At 50.9% G+C, this 13,433-nt stretch carries 11 protein-coding genes; 7 read left to right on the plus strand and 4 right to left on the minus strand.

Going from position 1 to position 13,433, the window contains the following annotated elements; genetic code table 11:
• The first annotated feature begins 19 nt into the window (after positions 1-19).
• From IR195_RS05320 to IR195_RS05330, 3 genes are all read left to right on the plus strand, one after another.
• The gene (locus IR195_RS05320) at positions 20-1,288 is read left to right on the plus strand and encodes an efflux RND transporter periplasmic adaptor subunit (RefSeq protein ID WP_206048966.1); all 1,269 of its coding nucleotides are present in this window, start codon (positions 20-22) and stop codon (positions 1,286-1,288) included.
• Complete coding sequence (locus IR195_RS05325) at positions 1,288-4,479, plus strand: efflux RND transporter permease subunit (RefSeq protein ID WP_206048967.1); 3,192 nt, start codon at positions 1,288-1,290, stop codon at positions 4,477-4,479. Before IR195_RS05320 ends, IR195_RS05325 begins: the two co-directional genes overlap by 1 nt.
• Positions 4,480-4,679: 200 nt before the next feature.
• On the plus strand, positions 4,680-5,354 hold the full coding sequence (locus tag IR195_RS05330) for a hypothetical protein (protein WP_125753471.1): 675 nt from the start codon (positions 4,680-4,682) through the stop codon (positions 5,352-5,354).
• 29 nt (positions 5,355-5,383) lie between these two features.
• Here IR195_RS05330 and IR195_RS05335 read toward each other — a convergent pair whose 3' ends face one another.
• Both IR195_RS05335 and IR195_RS05340 read right to left on the minus strand, forming a co-directional pair.
• The gene (locus IR195_RS05335) at positions 5,384-6,316 is read right to left on the minus strand and encodes an alpha/beta fold hydrolase (protein WP_206048968.1); all 933 of its coding nucleotides are present in this window, start codon (positions 6,314-6,316) and stop codon (positions 5,384-5,386) included.
• A 62-nt stretch (positions 6,317-6,378) separates the two neighbouring features.
• Positions 6,379-6,990: a TetR family transcriptional regulator gene (locus IR195_RS05340; protein WP_206048969.1), complete on the minus strand. Its 612-nt coding sequence runs from the start codon at positions 6,988-6,990 to the stop codon at positions 6,379-6,381.
• A 207-nt stretch (positions 6,991-7,197) separates the two neighbouring features.
• Between IR195_RS05340 and IR195_RS05345 the strand changes: the two genes are divergently transcribed.
• Positions 7,198-8,229, plus strand: coding sequence for a succinylglutamate desuccinylase/aspartoacylase family protein (locus IR195_RS05345; RefSeq protein WP_206048970.1), 1,032 nt, complete (start codon positions 7,198-7,200; stop codon positions 8,227-8,229).
• A 92-nt stretch (positions 8,230-8,321) separates the two neighbouring features.
• On the opposite strand, the gene IR195_RS05350 is transcribed toward IR195_RS05345, so the two are convergent.
• A complete protein-coding gene (locus IR195_RS05350; RefSeq protein ID WP_206048971.1) occupies positions 8,322-9,734 on the minus strand; it encodes an ATP-binding protein in 1,413 nt (470 codons plus the stop codon).
• Positions 9,731-10,393 carry a response regulator gene (locus IR195_RS05355; protein WP_206048972.1) on the minus strand — a complete coding sequence of 221 codons (663 nt, stop codon included), beginning with the start codon at positions 10,391-10,393 and terminating at the stop codon, positions 9,731-9,733. Before IR195_RS05355 ends, IR195_RS05350 begins: the two co-directional genes overlap by 4 nt.
• 245 nt (positions 10,394-10,638) lie before the next feature.
• Here IR195_RS05355 and IR195_RS05360 point away from each other — a divergent pair, with 245 nt between their 5' ends.
• The 3 genes from IR195_RS05360 to IR195_RS05370 are packed head-to-tail and all read left to right on the plus strand — an operon-like array spanning position 10,639 to position 13,376.
• On the plus strand, positions 10,639-11,016 hold the full coding sequence (locus tag IR195_RS05360; RefSeq protein ID WP_241006799.1) for a diacylglycerol kinase: 378 nt from the start codon (positions 10,639-10,641) through the stop codon (positions 11,014-11,016).
• Positions 10,998-11,684, plus strand: coding sequence for a phosphatase PAP2 family protein (locus IR195_RS05365; RefSeq protein WP_125746351.1), 687 nt, complete (start codon positions 10,998-11,000; stop codon positions 11,682-11,684). The genes IR195_RS05360 and IR195_RS05365 overlap by 19 nt, the downstream gene beginning before the upstream one ends.
• A 24-nt stretch (positions 11,685-11,708) precedes the next feature.
• The gene (locus IR195_RS05370) at positions 11,709-13,376 is read left to right on the plus strand and encodes a phosphoethanolamine transferase (RefSeq protein ID WP_206048973.1); all 1,668 of its coding nucleotides are present in this window, start codon (positions 11,709-11,711) and stop codon (positions 13,374-13,376) included.
• Positions 13,377-13,433: the final 57 nt, after the last annotated feature.

The raw sequence follows: 13,433 nt of genomic DNA on the forward strand, positions 1-13,433 counted from the left end.
ATTAATGGGAAACCAACGTATGAAGAAAATGATTCACTCAGGTAGAGCGAGTCTAGTGACGCTGATAGCTGCATTGGCGCTAGCCGCATGCGGCCAGGAGCAGCCTCAGCAACAGCAGGCTGGGCAGCAGGAAGCTCCGCCCCATGCAGTAGAAGTAGTTGAAATAGCCCGCCAGGATATTCCTCTGAATAAATCCTACCCATCACTGCTGCGCAGCGACAGTGAAGTCACACTGGTGGCCCGGGTAAACGGGTTTCTTGAAGAGCGTCACTTTGAGCCAGGTCAACTGGTAGAGCAGGGGGATCGGCTCTATACCATCGAGCCAGATCTCTACCAAGCTACCGTTAACCAACGTGAGGCCGACTTGCAAAGTGCGCGTGCTGAACTGGCTCGTGCCCAGCGTGATGCGCAGCGTTTCGAGCAGTTGCTAAGCCAAAACTCGGTCAGTCGCCAGCAGTATGACCAAGCACTAGCTGACCAGCGCGTTGCCCAGGCAAGTGTCGCCCAAGCAGATGCTGCGTTAACCAGTGCTAACCTTGATTTAGGCTATTCTAACGTCACCGCACCGGTATCTGGCATGATCAGTTTAAGCCAGGTCAACGTTGGTAATTTGGTAACACCAGGAACTGAGTTAGCCACTATTACGCCGCTTGACCCTCTTGAAGTGCGTTTTCAACTACCTCAGCGCGATGCTTTTGAGTTACGCCGACAGCTGGGCGAGAGTGGTAACGCATCAGACATTAGCGCGCGTTTGAGTGTGCCAGGACAGTATGGTGACGACAGCGCTGAGCTGGAAGGGCGTTTGAACTTCCTGGGTTCTCGTGTGGATAGCGGCACCAGTACGGTTCAGGCGTCAGCAACGTTCGCAAACCCTGATGGCGCGGTATTGCCTGGTCAGTTTGTACGGGTTCGTGTTGAAGGCTTGAAGCGTTTTGATGTCCTGGCCGTACCAGAGATTGCCGTTACTCAAGGGTTAATGGGGCCGCAAGTCTTTATTGTCGATGATGAAAATAAAGCGCGCGAGCGCACGGTTCAACTCGGCGAAGTGGCTGGTCCATGGCAAATCATTCATGATGGCCTTACTGCTGGCGAGCGTGTCATCGTAGGCGACCCTGCTGGCCTTGAGCCAGGAATGCTAATTGACCCCCAGCCATTTAAAGGTAACGCTGCCGACATCGTCGCAGAAGCTGAGCAGCAAGACGCCCAGCAAGAAGCCGGGCAGGCAGAGGCAATGCAGGATGGGGCGACTGACGCACAGCCCGCTGAAGGGGCAGAGGGCGCGCAATAATGAACTTTTCCAACTTCTTTATCAGCCGACCGATTTTCGCCACCGTTCTGGCGATTATCTTGACGCTGGTAGGTACGATGGCGATGCGAATACTGCCGATAGAGCAGTATCCCAGCGTTGTACCTCCCACCGTGTCCGTTCAGGCTCAGTTCCCTGGGGCGGATGCTGAGACGGTTGCGCAAACCGTCGCGGCACCGCTTGCTGAGGCCATCAATGGTGTTGAGGACATGCTATATATGACCTCAAACAGCGCTGATAATGGTCTTATGAGCCTGAGTGTTGCGTTTAACATTGGCACTGATGGTGATATCAACACCATCAATGTCAATAACCGAGTGCAGGGCGCGCTTTCGCAGTTACCTGAGGCGGTTCAGTCTCAAGGGGTGACGGTTGAGTTACGCTCTGACTCTATTTTGATGCTTGTTGCCTTGACGTCTCCTAGCGGTGACTACAACAAAATCTACATGCAAAACTACGCCACGCTGAATATCTTGGATGAGCTACGCCAAGTGCCAGGCGTCGGCAATGCCGAAGTGTTAGGCGGCGGTGAGTTTGCGATGCGGGTGTGGATGGACCCTGACAAGCTGGCTCAGTATGACCTCACGCCCAGTGAGGTAGCTAGCGCTATTCGCGCGCAGAATACCGAAATTCCCGCAGGTAACTTAGCGGCAACACCGCAAAGCGAACCGCGTGCTTATACCTATACGATTACCGCCGGCGGGCGCTTATCGGGAACCGATGATTTCCGTAATATTTACCTGCGTACGAATCCTGACGGCTCTTCACTGCGCCTTGCGGACGTAGCACGTATTGAGCTAGGCGCTTCGTTCTACGGTGTTGATGCACGCTTAAACGGCGCCACAATGACGCCGATCATCATCAACCAGCAGCCGGGTGCAAACGCACTGGAAACCGCTGAAGCAGTGCGAGCCACGATGGAAGAACTATCGGGGCGTTTTCCACCCGGGCTTGACTATGTAACGCCTTATGACACCACGCTCTTTATCGATGCCTCGGTAGAAACCGTTCTGCATACGTTTATTGAAGCATTCTTGATCGTTATCGTGATTCTGTTCATCTTCTTGCAGAACTGGCGCTTTACGGTCATTGCTATGTCGGTCGTGCCGGTCTCGGTTATCGGTACTTTTGCTGGTTTTTACTTGTTTGGTTTCTCTATTAACCTGTTAACGCTGTTTGCCTTGGTGCTGTCGATAGGCATCGTGGTGGATGATGCGATTCTAGTGGTGGAGAACGTTGAGCGGGTATTGAGCGAAGAAGACGATATTACGGTTCGTGACGCCACTATCCGTGCGATGAAAGAGGTGGGTGGCCCGGTTATTGCCACCTCGCTTATTATGGCGGCGGTGTTTGTGCCCGTGGCGTTCCTGGGCGGTTTTACCGGCCAGATTTATCAGCAGTTTGCGATTACCGTGGCGATATCGGTGGCGCTATCGGCGCTGATGGCACTAACGTTCACCCCCGCGCTGTCGGCCATCTTCATTAAGCATGACCTGCATAAAACGAAACAGTCCGCGTTTAAGCGTGCCATTACCACACCGCTGCGCCTGTTTGACCGTCTCTTTGCTGGCTTTACCGCCGTTTATATGTGGTTTGTGAAAAAACTGGTGCGTTTCTGGGTGTTAGCGCTTGCACTGACTGTGGCGGTGGGGGCCGGTTCTTACTGGCTCTATGCAAATACGCCTTCCACACTGGTGCCGGAAACTGACCAAGGTATCGTGCTGGTTAGCGTTTCATTGCCAGATGCTGCGTCGCTTAGCCGAACCCAAGCCTATATGAATGAGCTTAGCTCACAGATAGAAGCCATCCCGGGCGTTGAGTACTCCTCTGCTGTGGCGGGATACGACATTCTGTCGAGTGCGGTCAATACTGCACGGGGCATTATGTTTATCAACATGAAAACCTGGGCAGAACGCGATTTAACGGCTAATGAGTTGGTTGGTCGTATTATGCAGTTAGGGGCGAGCATTGATGGTGGTTCGGCGATGGCGTTTAACGTACCGCCGATCATGGGGCTTTCAACCACGGGTGGTTTCACCGGGTATTTGCAATCTTTTGAAGGCGCGTCACCTCGTGAGTTGTATCAAGCGTCATTGCAAATTATGCAGGCGGCTAACCAGCATCCTGCATTAAGCCGCGTTTTTACAACGTTTAACGTCAATGTGCCTTCTTACCGTGCGGAAATAGATCAGCAAAAAGCGCTGAGCTATGGTGTCGCCCTTGAGAATATCAACTCGGCGCTAGCTAATACCTTCGGTAATGGTTTTGTTAACTTCTTTAGCTACCAAAACCGTAACTTCCAGGTCTATTTACAGAATGAAGATAAGTTCCGTAAAACACCCGACGATGTAAGTAGCGTTTATGTTCGTAGTGGCAGTGGTGAGCGCATTCCTCTGTCTGAGTTCGTAACGCTCGAACGCCAAACGGGTCCATCTGTGGTTTCTCGCTTCGGTGTTTATGCGGGGGCTCAGTTCCAGGGTAATCCAGCGCCAGGCTACAGCTCTACACAGGCTATCGAAGCGATGGAAGAAGTGGTTCAGGAAACATTGGGCCAAAACTGGGGAATGGGCTGGACGGGGACTGCCTATCAAGAGTCCAACCTTGGCAATACTGCGTTACTTGCCATTGTGTTTGGTATTTTGATGGTGTTCTTGATACTGGCGGCACAGTATGAAAGTTGGTCGCTACCACTAGCGGTACTTACCGCCACGCCGTTTGCCTTTTTGGGGGGCGTGGGTGGTATTGCGTTGCGTGGCCTGGATACCAGTGTCTATGTCCAAATTGGTATGCTGGTGGTGGTTGGCTTGGCCGCTAAGAACGCGATCCTTATCGTTGAGTTTGCCGAGTTGCAGCGTAAAGAGCATGGTAAATCGATTCGTGAAGCAGCGATTACCGCCGCGGAGCTTCGTTTCCGTCCTATCGTTATGACGTCACTGGCCTTTATCTTCGGCACCTTGCCATTGGCACTGGCCTCTGGCGCGAGCGATGTGAGTAGCCACCATATCGGCACCACCGTTGCGGTCGGTATGGCGTCGGTTGCCGTGCTGGGAAGTCTGTTTATTCCAAGCTTCTACGCAATGATTGCCACGGTATCTGATTGGCTCTATCGGAAACGCCACCCTGACCGGGATGGTAACAACGAGACGGCAGCGCTAGGTCACGACCAAGCGTAACGCTGTTTAGCGACTTGCTAGCGGGCACCATGTTTTCATGGTGCCCGTTTTTTTTACAAACTTGATCAAGAGCAATTAGAGAACCGCATAAACGCGTAAGGTGGTCTACGCTAAAAGAGACCCTGTTTTTAGCTTGTGCTAATAAATATAACGTCAAGCGAAAACATCACCAGGCTTTGTCTGGAGGAGAGCACGCCATGATGCAATCACTTGTTTCCGCCGTACTGCAATTTCCAACAATTGTTTTTACCTTCTTGTTGGCTTTGATAGCGCTCTACTGGCTGCTGGTGTTAATCAGACTTGCGCCGCTGGAGCTATTTGAGCGCGATAGTCTGCGCGACGATCATATGGCCAGCACACTGGTGTCTTTAGGCTTTGCAGGTGTACCTGCCACGCTTGCGTTAAGCTTTTTAGTGCTTTTTGCGAGTGTTATTTCGCTGGCTATTGAGCTACTAGCCCTTCGCTGGCTATCGTTGGGGATGTTGAGGGTGCCTGTCGGCGTGCTCGTGCTGTGGATTGCATTTGCAGTTGCATCGCCGATTGCGGCAGCCGTGTGCCATTCATTACAACGCGCGCTTCATCGCTATCAGCCATTCAATCGCCGCTGTTTATTGGGCGCTACGGTCGTTGTCTCAGAGCGCCAGAATGATGAATACGCATCTGCTCAGCTGGAAAATGAGCCCGGTAGCGCCGTTAAATTGCATTGCAAAGCGGGGGACTGCCCGCAAGCTGGCGAGCGCCGGGTGCTTGTGAAATATCTTGCCAGCGAAGGTGCGTACCGCAGTGTGCTTGAGCAACAGTATCTTGATACGCGGGTTCGCGTGAATAAGCTTCGCTTGCGCCGCAAGCATCATTCAAACGGCTATTCCACCTAGTGGCGAGTGTTGTTTAGCCAACGTATTGTTTAGCCAAATAGGCGCCGCCACTGCTTAATAAGCCATTGGCCAATAGGGTGCGAAGTAGTGGTGGCGGTTGTTGGTTTGCTACGGGGGAAGGCGCTTAGTGGGGTGTCGAGAAACTGACGAAGCGGTGTTACTTGCTCAGGATGGTTCAGCATAGGGGCATGGCCACAGCCTGGGGCGGTGAACGTGACTAAGCCGGGTTGCACTGCTTTCATGCGTGGCAGCGTTTCGGCATCCAGTAACGTTGACTCGGCGCCTCGAATTACCATCACAGGGCAGTCAATGTTCGCCCAATCTGCCCATGTATCTCGCGGTGTATCATGGATGAATTGCTCGCCAATACGGGGGTCGAAGTGGTAGGTCCAGCTACCATCAGGTAGTCGCCGTGCGCTTCCCAATGCCAGCGCTCGCCATTCATCATCAGTGGTAATTCCAAAGCTTGCGTAGTGCTGTGTCAGCTCTTTTTGTAGGTCTGCAAAGTTCGTAAAGCGGTGGGTTAGGCTGAAATAACTGGAAAGCGCGATTAGGCCGTCTTTATTCAACTCAGGCCCAACATCGTTCAGGATAAGTCTAGAAATCCGCTGTTGATGTGTTTTGTCAGCAGCCAGCAGCATGCCCAATAGCCCGCCCATGGAAGTGCCCAGCCAGTCGACCTGATTTAATTGGAAATGATCCAGGACGCCTATCGCGATAGTCATGTAGTGGCTGTAGAGATAGTCGTGGGCAGGAAACAGTGACCAGCTGGAAAGGCCGCGACCAGGTGTATCTGGTGCAAGAATACGCCATTCGCTGCCCAGCTGACGGGCTAGGGCTTCAAAATCACCGCCGTGGCGCGCAAGACCATGCCATGCCAGCAGCGTGCGGTGCGCATCGGGATTCCAAATGCGCACAGCGATATCAAGTTCGCGGATACGAACAAATTCAAGAGCATCCATAAAATTATCCTATGCTGACGATTTGCTCAGTATAGGTGTATTGCTGCGTTGCAGCGAGATGGTTAGCGCTTCATCATGGTGATTAATGTATCGATGAGTTCACCGCCCCGTTCGCACAACGAAAAAGACTCTGGATTTCGCAACCAATCATGAAATAAGCCCCCCAGTGCCGCCTGCATAAGCCGCGTTGCCACCTCCGGGGTTAGATCAGCGCGTAGCAATTGCTGCTGTTGGGCCAATTGAAATACCGACAGCATTTCATCAAAACACTCGTCTGCGATCTCGTCTTGCATTTTAATCGGGTTAATATCGCTAAAGAATTCACAGCGGTGCAAAAGAATCGATAAAATTCGCTGATGAGATGGCTGTTCCATGCGGTTTAAGCCGGCATAGCAGGCAAGTTGTATAGCCGTTAGTGGTGAGATGGTCGGGTCGGCGTTATTTACCTCTTCCATTAGTGACTGGAAGGGCATGCGCACACGCTCCACTAGCGCCATAAAAAGGTCGCCTTTATTTTTAAAATGCCAGTAAACAGCACCGCGCGTCAGGTCGGCGTGACGAGCAATTTGCTCCAGCGATGTGCGAGCTACGCCTTTTGCGAAAAACACCTCTTCAGCCGCATCCAACAGCGCTTCGCGAGTCGCAGCAGCCTCCGCTTTGGTTTTTCTTGCCATATAAAAACGTAACCTCAGTAATTGACACGTGATACGCCCATTTTATCTTATGTGCACCACTTTTTACATTCAAAACTGTATGGTTAATTGCTTTAGCTCATAACGTGGATTAACAAATTCGTCATTTGCCAGTAAAAAGCGTATAAGATTTATTTAGAAACGCTGTTTTGAAACGAAAACGTTATTGTACGCTATAGGACTCTCAGCATGGCGCGAGCACCTTTTACCCTGGCTGGGCGCACTGTAATGCCTGGCCAACGCTTACAAATTGATGTACCTGTGGCACGCCTGTATACCCACACGCAGCTGCATATTCCGGTCGAAGTCGTGCATGGGCGCAAAGATGGCCCGGTCATGCTGGTGTGTGGAGGGATTCATGGCGATGAAATTAATGGAGTCGAGATTGTGCGTCGACTGCTGCGTTCCAAAGCAATCAATAGCTTGCGTGGCACGTTAATTGCGGTACCCGTCGTTAATGTTTTCGGTTTTTTACAGCAAACGCGCTACTTGCCAGATCGCCGCGATTTGAACCGTTGCTTTCCGGGTAGCGAAAAGGGCTCGTTAGGCGGGCGTATTGCGGCGCTATTTCGCGATGAAATTGTCGATCACGCCACGCATATTATCGACTTGCATACGGGTGCTATTCATCGCACCAATCTTCCGCAAATTCGTGCTCAGCTAAAGCCAGGCAGTGAAACTGAGCGCATGGCCGATGCGTTTGGTGCCCCTGTGGTACTCAATGCAGAGCTTCGCGAAGGTAGCCTGCGCCACTATGCTCAGAACCGTGGTATTCCGGTGCTTACTTATGAAGCTGGTGAGGCGCTACGTTTTGATGAGTGGGCAATTGCCCCCGGGGTGCGTGGCGTATTACGCGTGATGCGCCGTTTAGGTATGCTGACCGGCGAGCAGCGTCGCCGCTCGCCAATGCCTGCTGAACTTGCCAATGGCTCCAGCTGGGCGAGGGCGCCCATTGATGGCATTTTGCGTCCTAAGGTGCGTCTGGGGGCTCGAGTCGCAAAAGGCGAGGTGCTCGGTAAAGTAGCAGACCCCTTCGGCAATGATGAAGGTGAAGTGCTCTCTATGGCTGACGGTATTGTTATTGGTATGAGCCGCTTGCCACTAGCAAATGAAGGTGAAGCGCTTTATCACATCGCCCGTTTTGATGAAATTGAAGAAGCTGAGACGGCGATTGAAAACTTCCAATCAAGCCTGACTCCTCCGCCTGATGCGATGTATTGATACTCGGCTTTAGTGCTTGGTACCTATTACTTAGTGCTTGGTACGTATTATTTAGTGTTTGGAGTTGGTGACAATCGCTATGTTGAAGCTAATTAACTATCTTGGTGTTGGTTTTGCTCCCATGTCACGCTTGCCGCTAGCCCGCTAGGCGTGCGATTACTAAGCGTAAGGCGCGCTTTTTGGCGCTGAGCCAGCTCCGATACAATCGATAAACCCAATCCGCTACCGGTGGTGCCTTGGCCAGCAGCGCGTCTAAAACGCTCAGTGACTTTATCCAGAAGTGCTTCGGGGAGTCCTGGGCCCGTGTCTCTCACTGTGAGTTGAGGTAGCCCCTCCCAAAGCGCTAATTCTACTTCCACTTGACCGCCTTGCGGGGTATAGCGCAGGGCGTTATCCAGCAGGTTACGAAAGAGAATTCCCACCTCAATTTCGTCGGCGCAAACCTCCAGGTGGGTTAAGCCTATTAGCCTCAAGTGCTGATTGCGCTCTTCAGCGAGTGGCCATAGCTCGGCTACCAATTCGGCAATAATCGGATAGAGGTCGATAGTGGCTGATGAGGTTGTGGTCGCTTGGTCCAATCGAGCCAAAATAAGCAGTTGTTCTACCACCCGCTGAAGCCTTTCAACCCCGACATAAGCCTTTTGTAATGATTGCTCTCCGCCTGCCTGCGCATTATCTAAGTGGATTCTCAACGCTGCTAACGGCGTGCGTAACTCATGGGCTGCATCTGCAGTGAAGCGTCGCTCGCGCTCTAAGGTTTCTTTCAACCGGGCGATAAAGTCGTTTAGTGATTGGCGTAACCCATTAAGCTCTTGAGGAACCGGATTATCAATTTTACGCAGGTCGTGGGCGGAGCGGCCTTGTACTTGGCTGGAAAGCGCTTGGATGGGCGCAATGCCACGTTGGATAATACGACTCATCAGCCAAAGCAGGAGTGGCAGCAACAGCAGCATGGGCAACAAATTGTTCCAGGTAATGCGCTCCACCACTGCATCATGAAACGAGCCTCGCAGCCCCATGCTGATCCAGGTATCGCTGGCAGTATCGAACATGCTGAAAACCCGCCAACGATGGCCATCGTATTTTGCCCAGCGAAAACCCTCTTCTAAAGGCGCGGGGAAAGGGCCTGCATCACTCCATTTGCCTCCTAGCAGCCTGGGTGAGCCATCGGCATTCCAAAAGCCCAGGACTAATTTAAGCTCTTCTTCGTGGTAAAGCTTAGGGCTTGATTCAGAGCGACTCACAGGCACTGCGTTACCGTCGCGATATAGCTGAGCTGGATGTTCAGGAAGGCCCATACGTGAAGCCAGACGAGCATAGTCGTCAAGGGTCGCGTTGGGATCGAGCTGGCCAGCCACAATCCGGCTATGCAGACTGAGCTGTGTATCGAGAATCTCCTCTAGCTCATGATCGGTAATTAAATAAGCCGCGGTAACCGCAACACCCCCGGCGACAACCATGGCAATGGCTAGCGTGCGAAGCAGATAATGCCGTATCGATCTCATTGCGCCTGGCTATCCAGCCGGTAGCCAATCCCACGCACGTTAATAATCAGATGCTTTTCAAGTTTTTTACGCAGATGATGAATGTGAACCTCCACCGTATTGGACTCCACTTCTTCGCCCCAGCCGTAAAGCAAACTTTCTAAACGAGGGCGAGATAGCACCCTGTCCGGGTGTCTAGCTAGCTCTAGCAATAGGGCATACTCGCGTCGGCCCAATTTTACGTCTTTGCCCCGCCAGCTCACTGTATGGCGAGCTTCATCAATGCTCAGTGCACCCAGCGTTAATATTTGCGAGGCACGCCCCTCAGCGCGCCGCATTACGACCCGCAAACGGGCGAGTAGCTCCTGCAAGTTAAACGGCTTGAGCACATAGTCATCCGCTCCCGCATCTAAACCGCCAATGCGGTCTTCCATCGCATCGCGAGCCGTCAAAATCAAAATAGGTAGAGTAGACTGCTGCCGGAGTAAATGCAGTACCTGCATACCGTCCATATCGGGCAGGCCAAGATCCAAAATAATCACACTGAAGGTCTCGCTGTCGATAGCGCTGATTGCCTCGCGGCCAAGCATAAACCAATCGACCGTGTAGCCCTCACGCTCTAGCGCCGTCTTAATGCCATCCCCAAGCAAGGGGTCATCTTCTATTAGCAGTGCGCGCATGCTGATCCCCTCAATCGACAAGCTGCTATCTTCGCTACCAAAACTTAAGCTTTTCTTAAATACGGTAACCTACTTTCCAAATAGCACACTCATCTGAATTCAGCCAGTGAGCCAACCCACACAGTGGGTAATACCACCACTCAGTGATGGGTGTTTATGTTCTAGCGACTGAATTAATGGCATAACTGTTCGTTAAGTTTCGCACTTTATAGTGACGCTACTATTACGTTATCGAGTGTACTGTCTTGCCTATCTCAACTACATCAAAACGCAATGGTGCGGGTTTTAAACGAATCTTTCGCGCCTCTATAAATGCAGTGTCGGGTTTAAAGTCTTGCTGGGTAAATGAATCTGCCTTTAGACAAGAGGTGATGCTCTGTCTCATTCTCTACCCTTTTATATTTTTTGTTAATGCCACTTCTGTAGAAAAAGCGCTGTTGTTTTCTTCACTCACCCTTGTCGTGATAGTGGGACTTATTAACTCCGCCATAGAAAGTACAATTGACCGTATCGGACTAGAAAATAACGAACTTAGCGGGCGTGCTAAAGACATGGGAGCTGCCGCCGTCATGATGACTATTTTTATGATGATGGGTGTATGGCTATGCGTGCTGATCAACTAAATGTTATCAAGCCTGTAGCATCCGTATGGATCTTGTTTTTAATCGCTATGTCGGTTTTTGGTAGTTTAAAAATAGACTTCAAGATAACTGATTTTATCTATCACCTTCAAGGTAATGCTTGGGCATGGAAAGATACCTATCTTACCCAAGCAGTGCTCCATAAAGGCGGTAAATGGCTAAGCTTGGCTATGGGGTTAGCCACACTCCTACTATTGATACTAAGCACCACGGTGACTTGTCTTAAAACATATCGCACGCCGCTATTTTATCTTTTTTCCGCAACGCTTCTTTCAGCGCTACTTGTAGCAACTATTAAACACCTGGTGAGCATGGAATGCCCCTGGGATTTAGTTCGCTATGGTGGAGCGCGTGACTTTATAGGCTTGTTAAGCATGCGGCCTCCCTCAATGCCAGCGTCCGCCTGCTTTCCCGCCGGGCATGCCAGCGCAGGATACACGTGGATAGCCAGCTACTTCTTTTTTGCCGCCATACGGCCCCAGTGGCGATGGGCAGGGCTCGCACTGGGTTTAGGGCTTGGCCTTACGTTTGGAATTGCTCAGCAGTTTCGTGGGGCGCACTTTCTCTCCCATGACCTCTGGACCGTCATGATTTGTTGGACCGTAAGTTTTGTTCTTTCAAGGTTCTTATTACGCCCCAGTGTTCATTAATCTTTTCATACAGAGATTCTTTCGATGCCCTCTTTGCTATCATTGCCTTCAAAAGTTGTTGACACCGTTTGGCATTATCGTCCCACGTTAAGCACGGAGCTGCTTGTCTTATGGAGTGTTGTCATATTCAGTGTTTTTTACAATGTCCCTTTTTGGCAACAGGCCTTTGCTGGCTATGATCCTTTTGCCATCAAGACGTGGCTAACCTTTGCCAATATGTTTTTGGTGATGACCTGCCTTAACTATTTGGTCTTCGTTAGCCTTGCTTTGCGAACGCTCGTAAAACCCTTGTTAACCTTGCTATTTCTAATTGCCGCCTTCGTCAGTTACTTTACCAGTTACTACGGCACCTATTTTGATACCTCCATGCTAGAAAATGTCCTTCAAACGGACACTAACGAAGCACAGGAACTGCTCACAGTTGGTTTGCTGATTCATTTGGCGATCTTTTTTGGTTTGCCTACCGTCATGATTTGGCGAGTTAAAATAACACCTTCAACTTGGCAGAAAGCAATATTGCGTCGCTTGGCTTATTGTCTTGCCAGCACTGCTATATTGCTGTTGGCGATCTTCTTATCTTATCAAGAATTATCGTCACTTATGCGCAACAATAAAGAGCTTCGCTACTTGGTGACCCCAGGTAATTATATTGTTTCGATGGCGCAGGCTCTTTCCAGCCAGCACGCTACCGCGAATATGGTGCGTTCTCCTGTGGGGGAGGACGCCCGTATCAGTTCGCAAGTGGGCGACAAACCTACATTACTCGTCATTGTGGTGGGCGAAACGGTACGGGCGTCGAACTGGGGGTTAAATGGTTATGAACGCCAAACCACACCTAAACTTGCCCAGCAGCCTGACGTTATCAATTTTTCAGATGTTTCCTCATGCGGTACAAGCACAGCAGTCTCATTACCCTGCATGTTTTCACTACCGGGGCGTGCCGATTACACTAAATCTTATGCACAGCAGCATGAATCGTTGCTGGACGTATTAGCCCACGCCGGTTTAGAGGTCACCTGGCTTGATAACCAGTCAGGTTGTAAAGGCGTCTGCGAGGGAGTGACGACAAAAGCGCTTGCGCCAGAGGACTATGCGTCTTTGTGCCAAGATGGGCGATGCTTGGATGAGGCACTGGTTCAAGCTTTAACCACGCAAATTAGTGGTACCTCAACTGATCAGGTGGTCGTGTTGCACCAGCTAGGCAACCATGGCCCCAGCTATTACCAACGCTATCCTGATGGCTACGAACGTTTTGTTCCCGCTTGTACTACCGCTGATTTAGCCAAGTGTTCAAGAGATGCCATTACCAACAGCTACGACAATGCCATTCTATATACCGACACTGTGTTGGATCAGGTGATTGAGACGCTAAAGCATCAGGATGAATACGCAACAGCGATGGTCTATCTCTCTGATCATGGTGAATCACTGGGCGAAAAAGGGCTTTATTTGCACGGTATTCCCTACGCCATTGCCCCCGACGAACAGACGCATGTGCCTATGGTTTGGTGGCTGTCCAGCTCATTTTCACAGCAGCAAGGGCTTGATACGGACTGCCTACGACAAATCTCTGATCAAGCCGCCTCGCACGATAACTTATTTCACAGCGTACTGGGTTTGCTTGACATAACAACGGACGTTTATCAGCAGGCAGAAGATATTAGCCAACTGTGCCAGAGCCGCGTCAATTAATGAATGTTTAACTGATCGTTAAGTATTACATGGCAAGCTGTTTTTCACTCTGCTCAA

The sequence above is a fragment of the Vreelandella venusta genome, assembly GCF_015689495.1.
GTDB classification, from domain to species: domain Bacteria; phylum Pseudomonadota; class Gammaproteobacteria; order Pseudomonadales; family Halomonadaceae; genus Vreelandella; species Vreelandella venusta.

Bases quoted from the DNA above. Each gene is read 5' to 3' on its own strand.
- IR195_RS05335 (WP_206048968.1), bottom strand. From the start codon at position 6,316: ATGGATGCTCTTGAATTTGTTCGTATCCGCGAACTTGATATCGCTGTG.
- IR195_RS05365 (WP_125746351.1), top strand. From the start codon at position 10,998: ATGCGTGCTGATCAACTAAATGTTATCAAGCCTGTAGCATCCGTATGG.
- IR195_RS05345 (WP_206048970.1), top strand. From the start codon at position 7,198: ATGGCGCGAGCACCTTTTACCCTGGCTGGGCGCACTGTAATGCCTGGC.
- IR195_RS05330 (WP_125753471.1), top strand. From the start codon at position 4,680: ATGCAATCACTTGTTTCCGCCGTACTGCAATTTCCAACAATTGTTTTT.
- IR195_RS05350 (WP_206048971.1), bottom strand. From the start codon at position 9,734: ATGAGATCGATACGGCATTATCTGCTTCGCACGCTAGCCATTGCCATG.
- IR195_RS05320 (WP_206048966.1), top strand. From the start codon at position 20: ATGAAGAAAATGATTCACTCAGGTAGAGCGAGTCTAGTGACGCTGATA.
- IR195_RS05355 (WP_206048972.1), bottom strand. From the start codon at position 10,393: ATGCGCGCACTGCTAATAGAAGATGACCCCTTGCTTGGGGATGGCATT.
- IR195_RS05370 (WP_206048973.1), top strand. From the start codon at position 11,709: ATGCCCTCTTTGCTATCATTGCCTTCAAAAGTTGTTGACACCGTTTGG.
- IR195_RS05325 (WP_206048967.1), top strand. From the start codon at position 1,288: ATGAACTTTTCCAACTTCTTTATCAGCCGACCGATTTTCGCCACCGTT.
- IR195_RS05340 (WP_206048969.1), bottom strand. From the start codon at position 6,990: ATGGCAAGAAAAACCAAAGCGGAGGCTGCTGCGACTCGCGAAGCGCTG.